12 protein-coding genes, 2 pseudogenes and 1 riboswitch are annotated in these 14,614 nt (G+C 74.8%); of the genes and pseudogenes, 6 read left to right on the forward strand and 8 right to left on the reverse strand.

All coding sequences use genetic code 11. The features are described 5' to 3' along the window. The 3 genes and pseudogenes from FM076_RS33455 to FM076_RS06790 form a co-directional block, all read right to left on the reverse strand. Positions 1-217: pseudogene (locus FM076_RS33455) on the reverse strand (hypothetical protein); the annotation flags it as partial. Between the two features lie 5 nt (positions 218-222). Continuing rightward, the gene (locus tag FM076_RS06785) at positions 223-411 is read right to left on the reverse strand and encodes a hypothetical protein (RefSeq protein ID WP_030408683.1); all 189 of its coding nucleotides are present in this window, start codon (positions 409-411) and stop codon (positions 223-225) included. A 126-nt stretch (positions 412-537) separates the two neighbouring features. Next, the gene (locus FM076_RS06790) at positions 538-1,050 is read right to left on the reverse strand and encodes an Asp23/Gls24 family envelope stress response protein (RefSeq protein ID WP_173869010.1); all 513 of its coding nucleotides are present in this window, start codon (positions 1,048-1,050) and stop codon (positions 538-540) included. Between the two features lie 234 nt (positions 1,051-1,284). Between FM076_RS06790 and FM076_RS06795 the strand changes: the two genes are divergently transcribed. Further along, positions 1,285-2,073, forward strand: coding sequence for a nucleopolyhedrovirus P10 family protein (locus tag FM076_RS06795; protein WP_173869011.1), 789 nt, complete (start codon positions 1,285-1,287; stop codon positions 2,071-2,073). A gap of 255 nt (positions 2,074-2,328) precedes the next feature. Here FM076_RS06795 and FM076_RS06800 read toward each other — a convergent pair whose 3' ends face one another. From FM076_RS06800 to FM076_RS06820, 5 genes and pseudogenes are all read right to left on the reverse strand, one after another. Next, positions 2,329-3,108, reverse strand: coding sequence for an enoyl-CoA hydratase/isomerase family protein (locus tag FM076_RS06800; RefSeq protein WP_173869012.1), 780 nt, complete (start codon positions 3,106-3,108; stop codon positions 2,329-2,331). Positions 3,109-3,202: 94 nt separating this feature from the next. Then, the gene (locus tag FM076_RS06805) at positions 3,203-3,424 is read right to left on the reverse strand and encodes a helix-turn-helix domain-containing protein (protein ID WP_345944907.1); all 222 of its coding nucleotides are present in this window, start codon (positions 3,422-3,424) and stop codon (positions 3,203-3,205) included. Positions 3,425-3,772: 348 nt separating this feature from the next. Further along, on the reverse strand, positions 3,773-5,371 hold the full coding sequence (locus FM076_RS06810; protein ID WP_173869014.1) for an ATP-binding cassette domain-containing protein: 1,599 nt from the start codon (positions 5,369-5,371) through the stop codon (positions 3,773-3,775). A 159-nt stretch (positions 5,372-5,530) separates the two neighbouring features. Then, positions 5,531-6,808, reverse strand: coding sequence for a hypothetical protein (locus tag FM076_RS06815; RefSeq protein WP_173874551.1), 1,278 nt, complete (start codon positions 6,806-6,808; stop codon positions 5,531-5,533). A gap of 422 nt (positions 6,809-7,230) precedes the next feature. Continuing rightward, positions 7,231-8,387 (reverse strand): annotated as a pseudogene (locus tag FM076_RS06820) (alpha/beta hydrolase family protein). A 290-nt stretch (positions 8,388-8,677) separates the two neighbouring features. Between FM076_RS06820 and FM076_RS06825 the strand changes: the two are divergent. The 5 genes from FM076_RS06825 to FM076_RS06845 all read left to right on the forward strand — a co-directional run. Next, on the forward strand, positions 8,678-9,967 hold the full coding sequence (locus tag FM076_RS06825) for an inorganic phosphate transporter (RefSeq protein WP_173869015.1): 1,290 nt from the start codon (positions 8,678-8,680) through the stop codon (positions 9,965-9,967). A 27-nt stretch (positions 9,968-9,994) separates the two neighbouring features. Further along, entirely contained in the window at positions 9,995-10,207 is a 213-nt protein-coding gene (locus tag FM076_RS06830; RefSeq protein ID WP_173869016.1) for a hypothetical protein, read from the forward strand. Positions 10,208-10,391: 184 nt separating this feature from the next. Next, positions 10,392-10,514: riboswitch (cobalamin riboswitch) on the forward strand. Between the two features lie 127 nt (positions 10,515-10,641). Beyond that, on the forward strand, positions 10,642-11,646 hold the full coding sequence (locus FM076_RS06835; protein ID WP_173869017.1) for a cobalamin biosynthesis protein: 1,005 nt from the start codon (positions 10,642-10,644) through the stop codon (positions 11,644-11,646). Beyond that, positions 11,643-13,211, forward strand: a complete 1,569-nt coding sequence (locus FM076_RS06840; protein ID WP_173869018.1) for a cobyric acid synthase — start codon at positions 11,643-11,645, stop codon at positions 13,209-13,211. Before FM076_RS06835 ends, FM076_RS06840 begins: the two co-directional genes overlap by 4 nt. A 73-nt stretch (positions 13,212-13,284) precedes the next feature. After that, positions 13,285-14,614 (forward strand): ATP-binding protein (locus FM076_RS06845; protein WP_345944908.1); only part of this gene is annotated, 1,330 nt, incomplete at its 3' end.

Consider the following 14,614-nt stretch of genomic DNA (forward strand, 5'->3'; position numbering starts at 1 on the left):
GGCCAGGACCCGCCGCCGGCCGCTGCCGCGCGGCGTCGGGGCCGGGGCCGGTCCCGCTGTCCGCGCCGCCCGCGCCGCTCCCGCCGTGCCGGTATCCGCGCAGGGCCTCGCGTGCCGCCTGGGCCGCCACCTTGGCGACCACCCGGTCGGCGATCCGGGTCGCCCCGCGCCCGCCGGCCCGGACCCGCTCGTCCCCGGGAAGCTGCCCGCCTGTCATGGGGCTCACCGGCGGCGTTCGTCGCCGCGGCCGCGGAAGAAGTCCCCCGCGTCCAGGTCCCCGTCCACGAAGCGGCCCACCAGGAAGCCGACGGCCCCCAGGGCGGCCACCAGCAGGAAGGCGCCGAAGCCGCCGAAATACCCGGCGAAGCCCAGCGCCAGGCCGGCGATCAGGCCGACAAGGGCCATGCTCATCGTGCACTCCTTCGCTCAGGGACCATGCTCATCGTTGAGGCTCATCGTTGCGGCTCATCGTTGCGCTCCTCGGCTCGGTACGCGGCGAAGCGCGCGACGCGCCCTCCCCTCGCCGGTGCGGTCGGTCTACTGCAGCCGGGGCCTGCCGCCCTCCTGGCTCTCCTCGTCCTCGTCCTCCTCGTCGGGCAGCTTGACGTCGCTCACGGCGATGTTGACCTCGACCACCTCCAGGCCCGTCATCCGCTCGACGGCGGAGATGACGTTCTCCCGGACCGACCGCGCCACATCCGAGATGGCGACCCCGTAGTCGATGACGATCTCCAGGTCCAGCGCCGTCTGCACCTCGCCGACCTCGGCCTTGACGCCCCGGGTGACGGACTTGCCGCCGCCGGGCACCCGGTCCCGGACGGCGCCGAAGGTGCGCGCCATGCCGCCGCCCATGGCGTGCACCCCGACCACGTCGCGCGCCGCCATCCCGGCGATCTTCTCGACCACGCCGTCGGCGATGGTGGTGCGCCCCCGGGTCGCGGCCGGGCCGCCTCCGCCGCGCCGCGTCGGCTCCCGGCCCCCGCTCTGCTCACTCGCCGTCGGGCTGGTGCCGCGGGTCTCGGAGCGGTTGGACGTACTGGTCTCGGACATCTCCTGCGCCCCTTTCGGAGGTACGGAGCGGAATGGACTGCTCCGCATTTCACCGTAAGCACGTACGGGCACCCTCGCGCGCGCACACCGGGCGCACCGGTCCGACCGGGTGACTCCGCCCCCCGTACGCCGCGCGGCGGGCTCCGGGGCGGAAGGCTGTGGAGGCGGAAGGCCGCGGGAGGGCAGAAGCAGCGGGCCCAGCGGGGCACAGCGGGGAGAGAGGATGTGAGGGCCATGCCGGCGGACAAGCTGACCCGAGCGGTACGGCGACAGCTCGGCCTGGGACGGCTCCTGCCGCTCGGCCGGGCGCGGGACGGCTCCTGGGTGGCGGAGGAGGCGGCGGTCGGCGTGCTGCGCCGCGCGGTACCCGGCGTCCGGCTGCACGGGGTACGCATCGCACCCGCCGACCCCGCGACGGCGGACCACCCGGCCGTCCCGCCCCCGCCCGGCGCCCTGCCACCCGGCCCCCTCGCACTCGACGCCGGTCTGGAAGTCTTCGCCGACCGCCCGGTGCCCGCCGCCGCGGACGCGGTACGGGACGCCCTGCTGTCCACCGCCGACCTCGCGCTGGGGCTTCCGCTGGAGAGAGCCGATCTGCGGGTCACCCGGCTGCTGGACGCACCCGTGGAGGACTCACCGGACGACACCGGGCAGGCGGCGGACGGACCCGACGCCTCCTCGGGAACCCCCGGCGAGGGAGCCGCCGGGCGGGTGGCCCGCGCCGTGCTGGCCGTGGACGGCGTGGCCCGGCTCGCCCCCGTGGTGGGGCCCGCCCTCTCCCACGTCGCGGCCGGGCCGGCCGCTTCCGCCGTCCAGATCACCGGGCAGGGCGGCACGCGTCATGTCCTGCTGGAACTCGCCCTCTCCCCCGGCCGGCGCGCTGTCGAGGTCGCACGCGAGGCCCGGGAGGCGGCGCGAGGCGCCCTTGGGGAGGAGGGCGCCGACGACGGGACCGGGGTGACCGTCGCGGTGCTGGTCACGGCCATCGACCCGGAGGCCGCCGGGCGCCGCCGGCTCGCGTGACCACGACGGCCACCGGCTCCCCCGCACCGCCTCCACGTCGCGTCCACCGCGCCGTCGCGTCCACCGCGCCGTCGCGTCCACCGCACCGTCGCGGGCACGCGGTCGTCCTCGCCGTCGTGCTCGTTCTCGCCGTTGCGCTGGTCCTCGCCGTCGGTTGCGCTGGTCCTCGCCGTCGTGGTCCCGCGCCGTGGCACCGGGGGAGCACGGCCGGGGTGTCGCTCCTCCAGGCCGGACGGGTCCAGGCCGGACGGGGTCTCAGTCCCCCAGGCCCGCGAGGTCGCGCAGACGGCGCGTCTGGGCGGCGCGCTCGGCGGCGCGCTGCTCGTCGTAGGAGCGCGCGGTGGCACCGGCGAGGAGGGCCTTGGTCTCGACCACGGCGTTCCGGGGCGCGGCCAGCAGCGCGGCGGTGAGGTCGGCGACGGCACCGTCGAGCTGGTCGGGTGTGACCACCAGGTTGGCCAGCCCGATGCGCTCGGCCTCGTCGGCGTGCACGGAGCGGCCGGTGGCGCAGATCTCCAGGGCGCGCGCGGGGCCGACGAGCCCCACCAGGGGGTGGGTGCCGGCCAGGTCGGGCACCAGTCCGAGGCTGGTCTCGCGCATGGCGAACCGGGCGTCGTCGGCGCAGACCCGCAGATCGCAGGCGAGCGCGAGCTGGAAGCCCGCACCGATGGCGTGCCCCTGGACCGCGGCGATGCTGACGAGGTCGGGGCGGCGCCACCAGGTGAACGCCTGCTGGAACTCCGCGATGGCGGCGTCCAGGTCCTCGTCACTGCCGCGCGCCAGCTCCAGGAACGACAGCTCGCCCTCGATGCCCTCGGGTTCGAAGGCGCGCCGGTCCAGCCCGGCGGAGAACGACGTGCCCTCTCCGCGCAGGACGACGACCCGTATCGCACCGGGGAGCACACGGCCCGCCTCGGCCAGTGCCCGCCACATGGCGGGCGTCTGCGCGTTGCGCTTGGCCGCGTTGGTGAGGGTGACCGTGGCCACCTCGCCGTCGGCGGTGACGTGCACACCGTCCTTGTCGAGCAGGGTCATCGAGGTCCTCCGGTGGGTTACTCCGCAGTTTGGTTAACCGAAGAGTAACCACCGGAGGAGACGCCCGAAAGCCTGGCCGACGCGCGACGGCCGCTCAGGAGGACGGGGCCTTCTTGCCCCGTGTCGCACCGCCGCGACCACGCAGGGTCACGCCGGACTCGCTGAGCATCCGGTGCACAAACCCGTAGGAACGGCCCGTCTCTTCGGCCAACGCCCGGATGCTGGCTCCGGCGTCGTACTTTCTCTTGAGGTCTGCCGCGAGCTTTTCGCGCGCGGCGCCGGTCACCCGGCTGCCCTTCTTCAGAGTCTCGGCCACCCGTGCCTCCTCGTGGGAAGTGCGCTCTGTGACTCTCATGATCACCCCTCCTCCCCCATCTGGCCACCCATTCGGCAAGGTCTTCGCGGACGGCTCGCGGCCCCGCGCGGGGCGGGAGCGTCCTGGAGGAGAAGATTCCGTCCTCATGCAGATGCACGTGCACGGCGGCCCAGCGTCCCGCCGGACAGGGAAACCGGCAGGTCACATGGGCCGCCGGCGGACGGGCTCGGATGGGGCGCCGCCCCCTGCCACGGCCACGCTCCCCCGGCGTGCGACCGCGCCGGGGTACGAGCCTTCCTCACTCAGATGAAGGATCAACCATGGGCCGAATGATCCATAAGGGGTGGATCAAGCAAGGGCGACGAGGTCCGCGTACTCCTCGTTCCACAGGTCCTCGACGCCGTCCGGGAGCATGATGATGCGCTCCGGCTGCAGCGCCGCGACCGCGCCCTCGTCGTGCGTCACCAGCACGACGGCCCCGGTGAAGGTGCGCAGGGCGCCGAGGATCTCCTCGCGGCTGGCCGGGTCGAGGTTGTTGGTGGGCTCGTCCAGCAGCAGCACATTGGCGGAGGAGACGACCAGGGTGGCCAGGGCCAACCGGGTCTTCTCACCGCCGGAGAGCACCCGGGCGGGCTTGTCGACGTCGTCGCCGGAGAAGAGGAAGGAGCCCAGCGTCTTGCGGATGTCGACCAGGTCCATGTCGGGCGCGGCCGAGCGCATGTTCTCCAGGACCGTACGGTCCCCGTCCAGCGTCTCGTGCTCCTGCGCGTAGTAGCCGAGCTTGAGCCCGTGACCGGGGACGACCTTGCCGGTGTCGGGCTCCTCGATACCCGCCAGCAAACGCAGCAGCGTCGTCTTGCCCGCACCGTTGAGGCCGAGGATGACGACGCGGGAGCCCTTGTCGATGGCCAGGTCGACGCCGGTGAAGATCTCCAGCGAGCCGTAGGACTTCGACAGGTCCTCGGCCATCAGCGGGGTGCGGCCGCACGGCGCCGGGTCGGGGAAGCGCAGCTTGGCGACCTTGTCGGCCTGCCGCTCGCCCTCCAGCCCGGACAGCAGCTTCTCGGCCCGGCGGGCCATGTTCTTGGCGGCGACGGCCTTGGTGGCCTTGGCGCGCATCTTGTCGGCCTGCGAGTTGAGGGCCGCGGCCTTCTTCTCGGCGTTGGCCCGCTCCCGCCGGCGCCGCTTCTCGTCGTCCTCGCGCTGGGTGAGGTACTGCTTCCAGCTCATGTTGTAGATGTCGATGGCCGAGCGGTTGGCGTCCAGGTAGAACACCTTGTTGACCACCGTCTCCATGAGGTCCACGTCGTGGGAGATGACGATGAGGCCGCCGCGGTAGGTCTTGAGGAAGTCGCGCAGCCAGACGATGGAGTCCGCGTCCAGGTGGTTGGTCGGCTCGTCCAGCAGCAGGACGTCGGCGTCGGAGAAGAGGATGCGGGCCAGCTCCACACGGCGGCGCTGGCCGCCGGAGAGGGTGTGCAGCGGCTGGCCGAGCACCCGGTCGGGCAGGCCCAGGCTGGCCGCGATGGTGGCGGCCTCCGCCTCGGCCGCGTAGCCGCCCTTGGTGAGGAACTCCGTCTCCAGGCGCTCGTACTTCTTCAGCGCCTTCTCACGGGTGGCCCCCTGGCCGGTGGCGATGCGCTGCTCGTTCTCCTGCATCTTGCGCATCACCTGATCGAGGCCGCGCGCGGACAGGATGCGGTCGCGGGCGAGCACGTCGAGATCACCGGTGCGCGGGTCCTGCGGGAGATACCCCACCTCACCGCTGCGGGTGATGCTGCCGGCGGCGGGCGCCCCCTCGCCCGCCAGGCACTTGGTGAGGGTGGTCTTGCCCGCGCCGTTGCGGCCGACGAGGCCGATGCGGTCGCCCTTGGTGACACGGAAGGTGGCCGACTCGATGAGGACACGGGCTCCGGCGCGCAGCTCAAGACCGGTTGCGGTGATCACTGGGGTACTCCAAGGCAGGACTGTGGACGTGCGTACGGCTCAGGTGCGGAAGCTTCAGCGGCGTACGCACGCCTAATGCACGAGGAGATGAGGCATGCGACCAGTCTACCGGCGCGGTGCAAACGGTTTTCCGCCCCGCGAGCGGGCGCTCGACGGGCGTCACTCCCCGCCGGTGTGCACGTGGAAGGCGGCCCGGCGCACGGCCTTGGCCAGCGCCGGGTCCGGGTGCGCCGCCGCGAGGGCGACGAGGACCTGCACCGTACGGGGATGGCCGGTGGCGGTCACCTCTTCCAGCAGCTTGGGCACCGAGCCCTGCACCGCGGTACCGAGGTGGTCGACCAGCAGCTGGGCCTCACCGTGGTCGGTGACGGCCGCCGCGGTGTCCACCCACAGCCAGGTCGCCTCCTCGCGGGTGAGCACACCGGGCGCACCGCCCGCCAGGTCCTCCGGGTCCGTGCCCGCCTGCTCGGCCAGCCACAGCAGCGCGTAGGGCCGCAGTGTCGGCTCCTCGGCGGCCTCCTGCACGGCCTCCTCGGCGGGCGCGCCCACCACTCGCAGCGCCTCGAAGGCCAGACCGCGGATCAGCGCGTCGTCCCCGCGCGCGGCTTCCAGCAGTTCGGTGACGGCCGGGCCGGTGGGGCGCGCGGCCAGCCAGGCGCGGTACTCGTCGCGGGCCGGGCCGGGGGTCAGCCGGGCGCAGCCGCGCAGCATCTCCTCGGCGGACTGCTCGATGTTGCCGGCCGGGCTCTGGGCGGCCACGCAGATCTGCTCCAGCTTGGTCCACACCGCCCAGTTGCCCAGCGGGGTGAGGACGGCGGAGCCGTGGCGGACACCGGTCTGCTCGGCGGCCTCCTCGTCGGGGCAGCGGGTGAGCGCGCCGACGGCGGAGAGCCCGTCCAGCGCCCAGTCGAGCAGCCCCGGCAGGGAGACGCCGGCCGCGGCGCGCCCGGCGGCGTGCCGGCCGGTGTCGCGTTCGGCGCGCAGTTCGTCGATGCGCTGCGCCAGCAGGTCGTGCAGCATCGCGAAGGTGACGGGCCCGCCCGACAGGTGCATGACGGACAGAAACTGGGGCGCCGCCTCGACGACCTCCGCGACCAGGCTCTGCTCGTGCGGCAACGGCGCGGGGTGGGCCAGCGACCAGGCGTCGAAGAGGGCGACCCAGCCGCGCAGGACGGCACCGTCGTCGCGGTCCCAGGCACGCAGCCGCCAGCCGGCCCGCGCGGTCTCCCCGTGCAGCTCGATGAGCCCGGCGAGCTTGGCCCGGTCCCAGTGGCCCCTCAGCTGCGGGACGGTCATCCGGAGCGCCTCGGCCGCACCCTCGCGGGTCTCCTCGTCCTGGAGCGGGGAGCGGCCGGTGGCCGCCGCCCAGCGGGCGAGGCGGACGGCGTCCGCGAGGCAGGCCCGGGCGTGCCGGGCGAGCTGTTCGCGGGGCGGCATGCCGTCCGGGGGCCGGGGCGTGCGGACGGCGCGCCTTGTCGTCACCGTGTGCCGGGCGGCGGCGACGGGCTGTCGGGGGACGAGGCGGAGCCGGTTGTCTCGCGGGGTACGGGACGTCGTCACAGGAGCAGTCTTCACGCTGTCGGGGCGAAACCCAAACCTGGGGTGCCATATCCGGTCGCCGGGCTCCTTCGACGGGCGCCCCGGCGCCTTCTGAGGGGCCCTCAGCGTGACGGCGCCTCACCTTGGCCCCGGCCCCCGGCGGCGACCCGCCTGTGCGGGGGGGCTGTGCGGGGAGAGGGTCTGTGCCGGGGAGGGGGCGCGGAGTCGTGGCGGAGCCGGGCTGCGGGGCACGGTCACGCGGAGGAGGCACCCGGAGAGGGGCGGAGGGGGCGCCCGAAGAGGGACCGCCCGAAGAGGGATCACATGAAGGGGGTGAGGAAGCGGCGCAGCTTCTCCTCGTACGCGTGCGGGTCGGCGTTCCACATCGCCGCGTGCGGGGCGTTCGGCACCGGGTGGAGGGCGACGAACGCGCCCCGCTCGGCCGCCAGCGCGCGGGAACTCTCCCAGGGCGCGACGGTGTCGTCGGGGCCGTGCACCAGGAGCGTGGGCACCGCCAGTTTCGCGGGGTCCACCACGGGAGCGTGCGGCCCCTCGGGCAGTCCGGCCCGGCCCTGGACGGCGCGGACCACCAGCGGCAGCAGCACCCTGGGGGTGCCGCGGCAGGCCGCGAGCGCCCGCACGGTGCGCTGCCAGTCGAGGACGGGCGAGTCCAGGACGAGGCCCACGACGTGGTCGCGCAGCGGCGAGTTCGCGGCGGCGTGCAGGGCCATCGTGGCGCCGCTGGACCAGCCGTGCAGCACGATCCGCCGGGCGCCGTGCTGCACGGCGTAGCGGATGGCGGCGTCCAGGTCGCGCCACTCGGAGTTGCCCAGGTGGCCGATGCCGTCGGGGGCGGGGGCGCCCCCGGGTCGCCGCGGTAGCTGATGTCGAGCACCGGCATGCGCCGGCTCACGTAGAAGGGCAGCAGCGTCATGGGGTGCTCGCGGGTGGCGCCGAGGCCGTGCACGGTGATGACCCAGGCGGAGCGGTCGCCGGGCACGAACCAGGCGGGCAGCGGGCCCAGCTCGCCGGGGATCTCCACGTCGGTGTACTCCAGGCCGAGCGCCTCGCCGGGGTCGCCGACGTGCACCTGGGGGGTGAGGCGGACGGTGGCGCCGGTGCTCAGCCGGCCGCGGGTGACGCGCCGCAGCTCCCGCACCACCGTGTGCGGGCGGGACCGGGCGCCCGTCTCGTCCTCCATGACGGGACCGACGACCGCGTGGGTGCCGCGCCCGGTCAGCCCGTAGAGTCCGGGGAGGCGGGCGGCCAGGGAGCGGGTGACGGCGACACGGCCGTCGTCGTGCGACTGGACGGTCAGCCTGGTGCCCTCGAACCCGGCGGTGGGCCTGCTGCCGCCGTCCGTGCGGGGGCGTACGGGACGCAGGACCGCGCCGGCGGCGTACCGTCCGGCCGCCAGGGTGGCCGCGCCGGTACCGAGCACCGAGGTGGCGGCGAGTGCCGCGGTTCGCAGACGCATCCCCTCCAGTGTTGACGCGAGGGCCCGTTCGAAACCAGTGGGCTGCGGCGGGAGAGTGACGGCCGGGCGGGGTAACCCGGCGGACACGGGCGCGCTCCCGGCGGGGCCGGCGGCGTCCGCACCGACCTGCGATGTCGCCCCGTGGCACCCTATCCGATCACATTGTGATCCGGACCACACAACAGTCGTCAGGGGGTGACACCTGGCAGCCCGCCCCGGTTCACCTTCTGTTCACTCGCCGTCCTTACGTTCACGGCGTCACTGCCCCTCGAACTGATTGTGCCTGGTGAATGGAACACATCACGCTTCTCATCGGGATCGTGATCGTCACGGCCTTGGTGTTCGACTTCACGAACGGCTTCCACGACACGGCCAACGCCATGGCCACCACCATCTCCACGGGGGCACTGGCTCCTCGCACGGCGGTGGCCATGTCCGCGGCCCTCAACCTCCTCGGCGCGTTCCTGTCCGTCGAGGTGGCCAAGACCATCTCCTCGGGAATCATCGACGAAGGTTCCGGTGTTCACCCTGAAGTGATCTTCGCCGGGCTGGTGGGCGCGATCATCTGGAACCTGCTGACCTGGCTCGCCGGGCTCCCCTCCAGCTCCTCGCACGCGCTGATGGGCGGGCTGATCGGCGCCACGATCGCCGCGGTCGGCACGGGCGCGGTCAACGGCGACGTCGTCGTCATGAAGGTGCTCATCCCCGCTCTGGCGGCGCCGCTGGTCGCGGGCATCGCCTCGCTGTGCGCCACCCGGCTGACCTACCGCCTCGCGCGGAACGCCGACGAGGGACGGACCGCCAAGGGCTACCGCGCGGGGCAGATCACCTCCGCCGCGCTGGTCTCGCTGGCGCACGGCACCAACGACGCGCAGAAGACCATGGGCGTCATCACGCTCGCCCTGGTCACCGGTGGCGCCCTGGCGCCCGGCTCCGACCCGCCGGTGTGGGTCATCGGCGCCGCGGGCCTGGCCATCGCGCTGGGCACCTACCTGGGCGGCTGGCGCATCATCCGCACCATGGGCAAGGGCATCACCGACATCCGGCCCCCGCAGGGCTTCGCGGCCCAGACCAGCGCGGCGGCCACCATCCTGGCCTCCTCGCACATCGGGTTCTCCCTCTCCACCACGCACGTGTGCTCCGGCGCCGTGATGGGCTCCGGCCTCGGCCGCAAGGGCAGCGTGGTGCGGTGGTCCACGGCGGGCCGGATGGTCGTCGGCTGGGCGCTCACCCTCCCCGCCGCGGGCGCGGTGGCGGCGGGCGCGGCGCTGCTGGCCGAACAGGGCGACTGGGGCGTGACGGCGGTCGCCGTCCTCACCGCCGCGGTCTGCGCGGCCATCTGGCTCCGCTCGCGGCGCGAGCCGGTCGACCACACCAACGTCAACGACGTCGAGCCCGCCGAGGCACCCGTTCCGGGGCCCGCGCCGGAGCCCGAGCCCGCCGGGGTGGTCACCACCGCCATCCGGGCCGTCTCGCCGCCCCCGCCGCCCGCGGGTGTGGCCGCCGCCGCGGAGGCGACGGCACCTGGGAGCACCCCGCACACCACGAGCCGCCCCGCCTCCGCGGGCAGCCTCTCCTGAGGCCCTGAGCCGGAAAGGGACGACCGTATGAGCATCGACTGGGCCGCGCTCGGCCAGGTCTTCGGTGTCAGCCTGCTGGCGACCGTGGGACTCGTCGGCATCTTCACCCTCGGGATCGTCGCGGGCTCGCCGCGCACGGCGGGCACGGCGCCGTCCGCGCCGGCCCGCATCGGCGCGTACGCCTGCTACGCGCTGTGTCTGGCCGCGGTGGCGTACGGGATCTATCTGATCGCGGCATAGCGCCGAGAGGCCGTGCGGCAGCGGCACGGCGCCGGGCGGCCGGCGGACCGGGCCGCGAGGGGGTACGGGAGCGTCCCGTACCCCCTCGCGGTGTGTCTGCTCACACTCCCCGTCGCAGGTCAAGGGCGAGTTGACGGGGTCGGACGGGCGTGGTGGACTTCCGGTGCCAGGCGGCGGCACGGAGAGGAAGCCGGTGCGAATCCGGCGCGGTCCCGCCACTGTCACCGGGGAGCGTCGTCCCACCGAGAGCCACGGCCCAGCACGGGCTGGAAGGCGGGGACGGCGTGGATCCGGGAGCCAGGAGACTCTCGCCGCCGGTCGAGTCGAGCCAGGGCGAGGACCCTGAGTGAGGACACCATCATGCGTGGCTGCGCTGCCATATCCGAGGCCCTGCCTGTCTTCGTTCCGGTCACCGGTACCGGACCCGCCGCGTGATGCGGGCCTGCGACGCCCGGGTGAGCGGCATCGTCGCGGGGTTCGCCGCCGACGCGCTGCTGGGTGATCCGCGGCGCGGCCATCCGGTCGCCGCCTTCGGGCGGGCCGCGGCGGCGCTGGAGCGCCGCATGTGGCGCGACCACCGGGGGGCTGGGGCGCTGTACACCGCGGTGTGCGTGGGCGCTGCCCTCGCCGCCGGTCGCGCGGTGGGCGACCCGCTGCCGGACAGGGGGCGTTCCCCGGTGGCCGGGGCCGCGGTGACCGCCGCCGCCGCGTGGGCGGTGCTCGGCGGCACGTCGCTGGTCCGGGAGGCGCGGGCCGTGGGCGCCGCGCTGGAGGCCGGAGATCTGGAACTGGCGCGCGAGCGGCTGCCCGCGCTGTGCGGGCGCGACCCGCGGCACCTGGACGCCCCGGCCGTCGCGCGCGCGGTGGTCGAGTCGGTCGCGGAGAACACCTCGGACGCCGTCGTGGGCGCGCTGGTGTGGGGCGCGCTGGCGGGCGTGCCGGGGCTGCTGGGCTTCCGTGCCGTCAACACGCTGGACGCGATGGTCGGTCACCGCTCGGCGCGGCACCGCAGGTTCGGCTGGGCGGCGGCGCGGCTAGACGATGTGGCGGGCTGGCCGGGAGCGCGGCTGACCGCCGTGCTGGCCGCCCTCACCGGCCCCGACCCGCGCGGCGCCGTCCGGGCCTGGCGCGCCGACGCCGGCCGGCACCCGAGCCCCAACGCCGGCCCGGTGGAGGCGTCATTCGCGGGTGCGCTCGGCGTGCGGCTGGGCGGCACGCTCTCCTACGGCGGGCGCGTCGAGCACCGTCCCGTCCTCAACGCGCCCGGCCGGGAGGTGCGCGTCGCGGACATCGCGCGCGCGGTGCGGCTGTCGCGCCGGGTGGGGCTGCTGGCGCTGGTGACGAGCTGTACGGCGGGTGCGGCGGTGCGGCACGCGCGGCACCTTGGGGCTGGACGCGGCGGGAAGAGGTCCGCGTGGTCGAAGGGGGGTCCGCGGTGAGCGGGCGTACGGGCGGCGGGCTGCTGGTCGCGGGGACGACCTCGGACGCGGGCAAGAGCGTGGTGACGGCGGGCATCTGCCGCTGGCTGGCCCGCAAAGGCGTGCGGGTGGCGCCGTTCAAGGCGCAGAACATGTCGCTCAACTCGTACGTGACCCTGGACGGCGCCGAGATCGGCCGCGCCCAGGCCATGCAGGCGGCCGCCGCGCGGGTGGAGCCCAGCGCGCTGATGAACCCGGTGCTGCTCAAGCCGGGAAGCGACCGCACCAGCCAGGTCGTGCTGCTGGGCAAGGCCGTGGGAGAGATGTCCGCGCGGGGCTACTTCGGACGCCACACCGACGGGCGGCCGCGGCAGGGGCGGCGCGAGGACCTGCTGGAGACCGTCGTGGGCTGCCTGGAGGAGCTGCGGCGCACGCACGACGCGGTGATCTGCGAGGGCGCGGGCAGCCCGGCGGAGATCAACCTGCGCCGCAGCGACATCGTCAACATGGGCCTGGCACGGGCCTGCCGGCTGCCGGTGGTGGTCGTCGGCGACATCGACCGGGGCGGCGTGTTCGCCTCGCTGTTCGGCACCACGGCCCTGCTGGCGCCCGAGGACCAGGCCCTGCTGGCGGGCTACCTGGTCAACAAGTTCCGCGGTGACGTCTCCCTGCTGGAACCCGGCCTGGAGATGCTGCGCGGGATGACGGGCCGGCCCACGCTGGGCGTGCTGCCGTTCCAGCACGGCCTGGGCATCGACGAGGAGGACGGGCTGAGAGTCTCCCTGCGGGGCACGGTGGGCGAGTCGGCCGTCGCTCCCCCGCACGGCGCCGACGTACTGCGGGTCTCTGTGCTGCGGGTGCCGCTGATGTCGAACTTCACCGACGTGGACGCGCTGGCGGCCGAGCCCGGCGTGGTGGTGCGCTTCTGCGACAGCGCGGAGGAACTGGCGGACGCCGACCTGGTGGTGGTGCCCGGCACCCGGGGGACGGTCCGGGCGCTGGAGTGGCTGCGCGCGCGAGGACTGGCCGGGGCCCTGGCGCGGCGCGCCGCCGAGGGACGGCCGGTACTGGGCATCTGCGGCGGCTACCAGCTCCTGGGCGAGCGCATCGAGGACGACGTCGAGTCCCGAGCGGGGCTCGTGGACGGGCTCGGACTGCTGCCCGTCCGGGTGCGGTTCGCCCCCGGCAAGACGCTCGCCCGCCCGCACGGCCGGGCCCTGGGCGAGGCCGTGGAGGGCTACGAGATCCACCACGGGGTGGCGGAGGTCCTCGGCGGTGACGGCTTTCTGCACGGCGACGGCGGTGAACCTCTGGACGGCTGCCGGGTGGGCACCGTGTGGGGCACCCACTGGCACGGCTCGCTGGAGTCGGACGGCTTCCGCCGGGCGTTCCTGCGGCGGGTCGCGGCCGACGCGGGACGCGCCTTCGAACCCGCGCCGGACACCCGGTTCGCGGCCCTGCGCGAGCAGCAGCTCGACCGGCTCGGCGACCTGATCGAGGAGCACGCCGACACAGGGGCACTCCTGCGCCTCATCGAGAAGGGTGTCCCCGAGGGGCTGCCGTTCGTGCCGCCGGGGGCGCCGTGAGAGCGCCGGCCCCGCGGGGGCGGGGCGCACAGGACAGGTACGCAGCGCAGCACTCCGAGGAAAGGACAGTCGAGTGAGCACCCCCTATCCGTTCACCGCCATCGTGGGAATGCGGGACCTCCAGCTGGGGCTGCTGCTCAACGCGGTCTCGCCGCGGATCGGCGGCGTCCTGGTGCGCGGCGAGAAGGGCACCGCGAAGTCGACGGCCGTGCGGGCGCTGGCCTCGCTGATGCCACCGCTGCGGGTGGTGGCGGGCTGCCGCTTCGCCTGCGACCCCGCGGCGCCCGACCCCGGCTGCCCCGACGGCCCGCACGAGGAGGCGGGCACGGGCGAATCGCGCCCGGCGCGCATGGTGGAGCTGCCCGTCGGCGCCTCGGAGGACCGGCTGGTGGGCGCGCTGGACATCGAGCGGGCGCTGTCGGAGGGCGTGAAGGCTTTCGAGCCTGGCCTGCTGGCGGACGCACACCGCGGCATCCTGTACGTGGACGAGGTCAATCTCCTCCACGACCACCTCGTCGACCTGCTGCTGGACGCCGCCGCCATGGGCGCCTCCTACGTCGAGCGCGAGGGCGTCTCCGTACGGCACGCCTCGCGCTTCCTGCTGGTGGGCACCATGAACCCCGAAGAGGGCGAGCTGCGCCCGCAGTTGCTCGACCGGTTCGGGCTGACCGTCGAGGTCGCCGCGTCCCGCGAGCCGGACGAGCGGGTGGAGGTCGTACGGCGGCGGCTGGCCTACGACGACGACCCGGAGGGCTTCGCGGCGCGCTGGGCCGGCGACGAGGAGCGGCTGCGCGAGCGCATCGCCGCGGCGCGCGCCCTGCTGCCCCGGGTACGGCTCGGTGACGGGGCGCTGCGTCAGATCACGGCGACCTGCGCGGCGTTCGAGGTGGACGGCATGCGTGCCGACCTGGTGATGGCCCGTACGGCGACGGCGCTGGCCGCGTGGGCGGGGCGCACCGAGGTGGAGCAGGCGGACGTACGGCAGGCGGCCCTGCTGGCGTTGCCGCACCGCCGCCGGAGGGCGCCGTTCGACGCCCCGGGCCTGGACGAGGACAAGCTGGACCGGACGCTGGAGGAGAACAGCCCCCGCACGGACGAGGAGCCCGCGCCGCCGGACGGCGACGGGCCGGACGGTGACGGGCCGGACGGAGGGCCGGACGGGGGTGGCGGGCTGCCGCCGCAAGGACCCCCGCCGGAGGGAGCGGCCGACGCCTCCGGGGCGTCCTCCCCGCCCCCGGAGACGGGGACCGGAGAGGGTTCGGAGGGCGCCGAGGACCCCGGGGCCCCTGTCCCGCGGCAGACCGGCCGGTCGGTTTCCGAAACGCCTCCCACCGGGGAGCCCGACCCGCAGGCGCCCGCCGCGGCCCAGCCCACCGCCGCCACCGGCGAGCCGTTCCGGACCC

The sequence above is a fragment of the Streptomyces albus subsp. chlorinus genome (assembly GCF_013302895.1).
GTDB lineage: Bacteria > Actinomycetota > Actinomycetes > Streptomycetales > Streptomycetaceae > Streptomyces > Streptomyces chlorinus.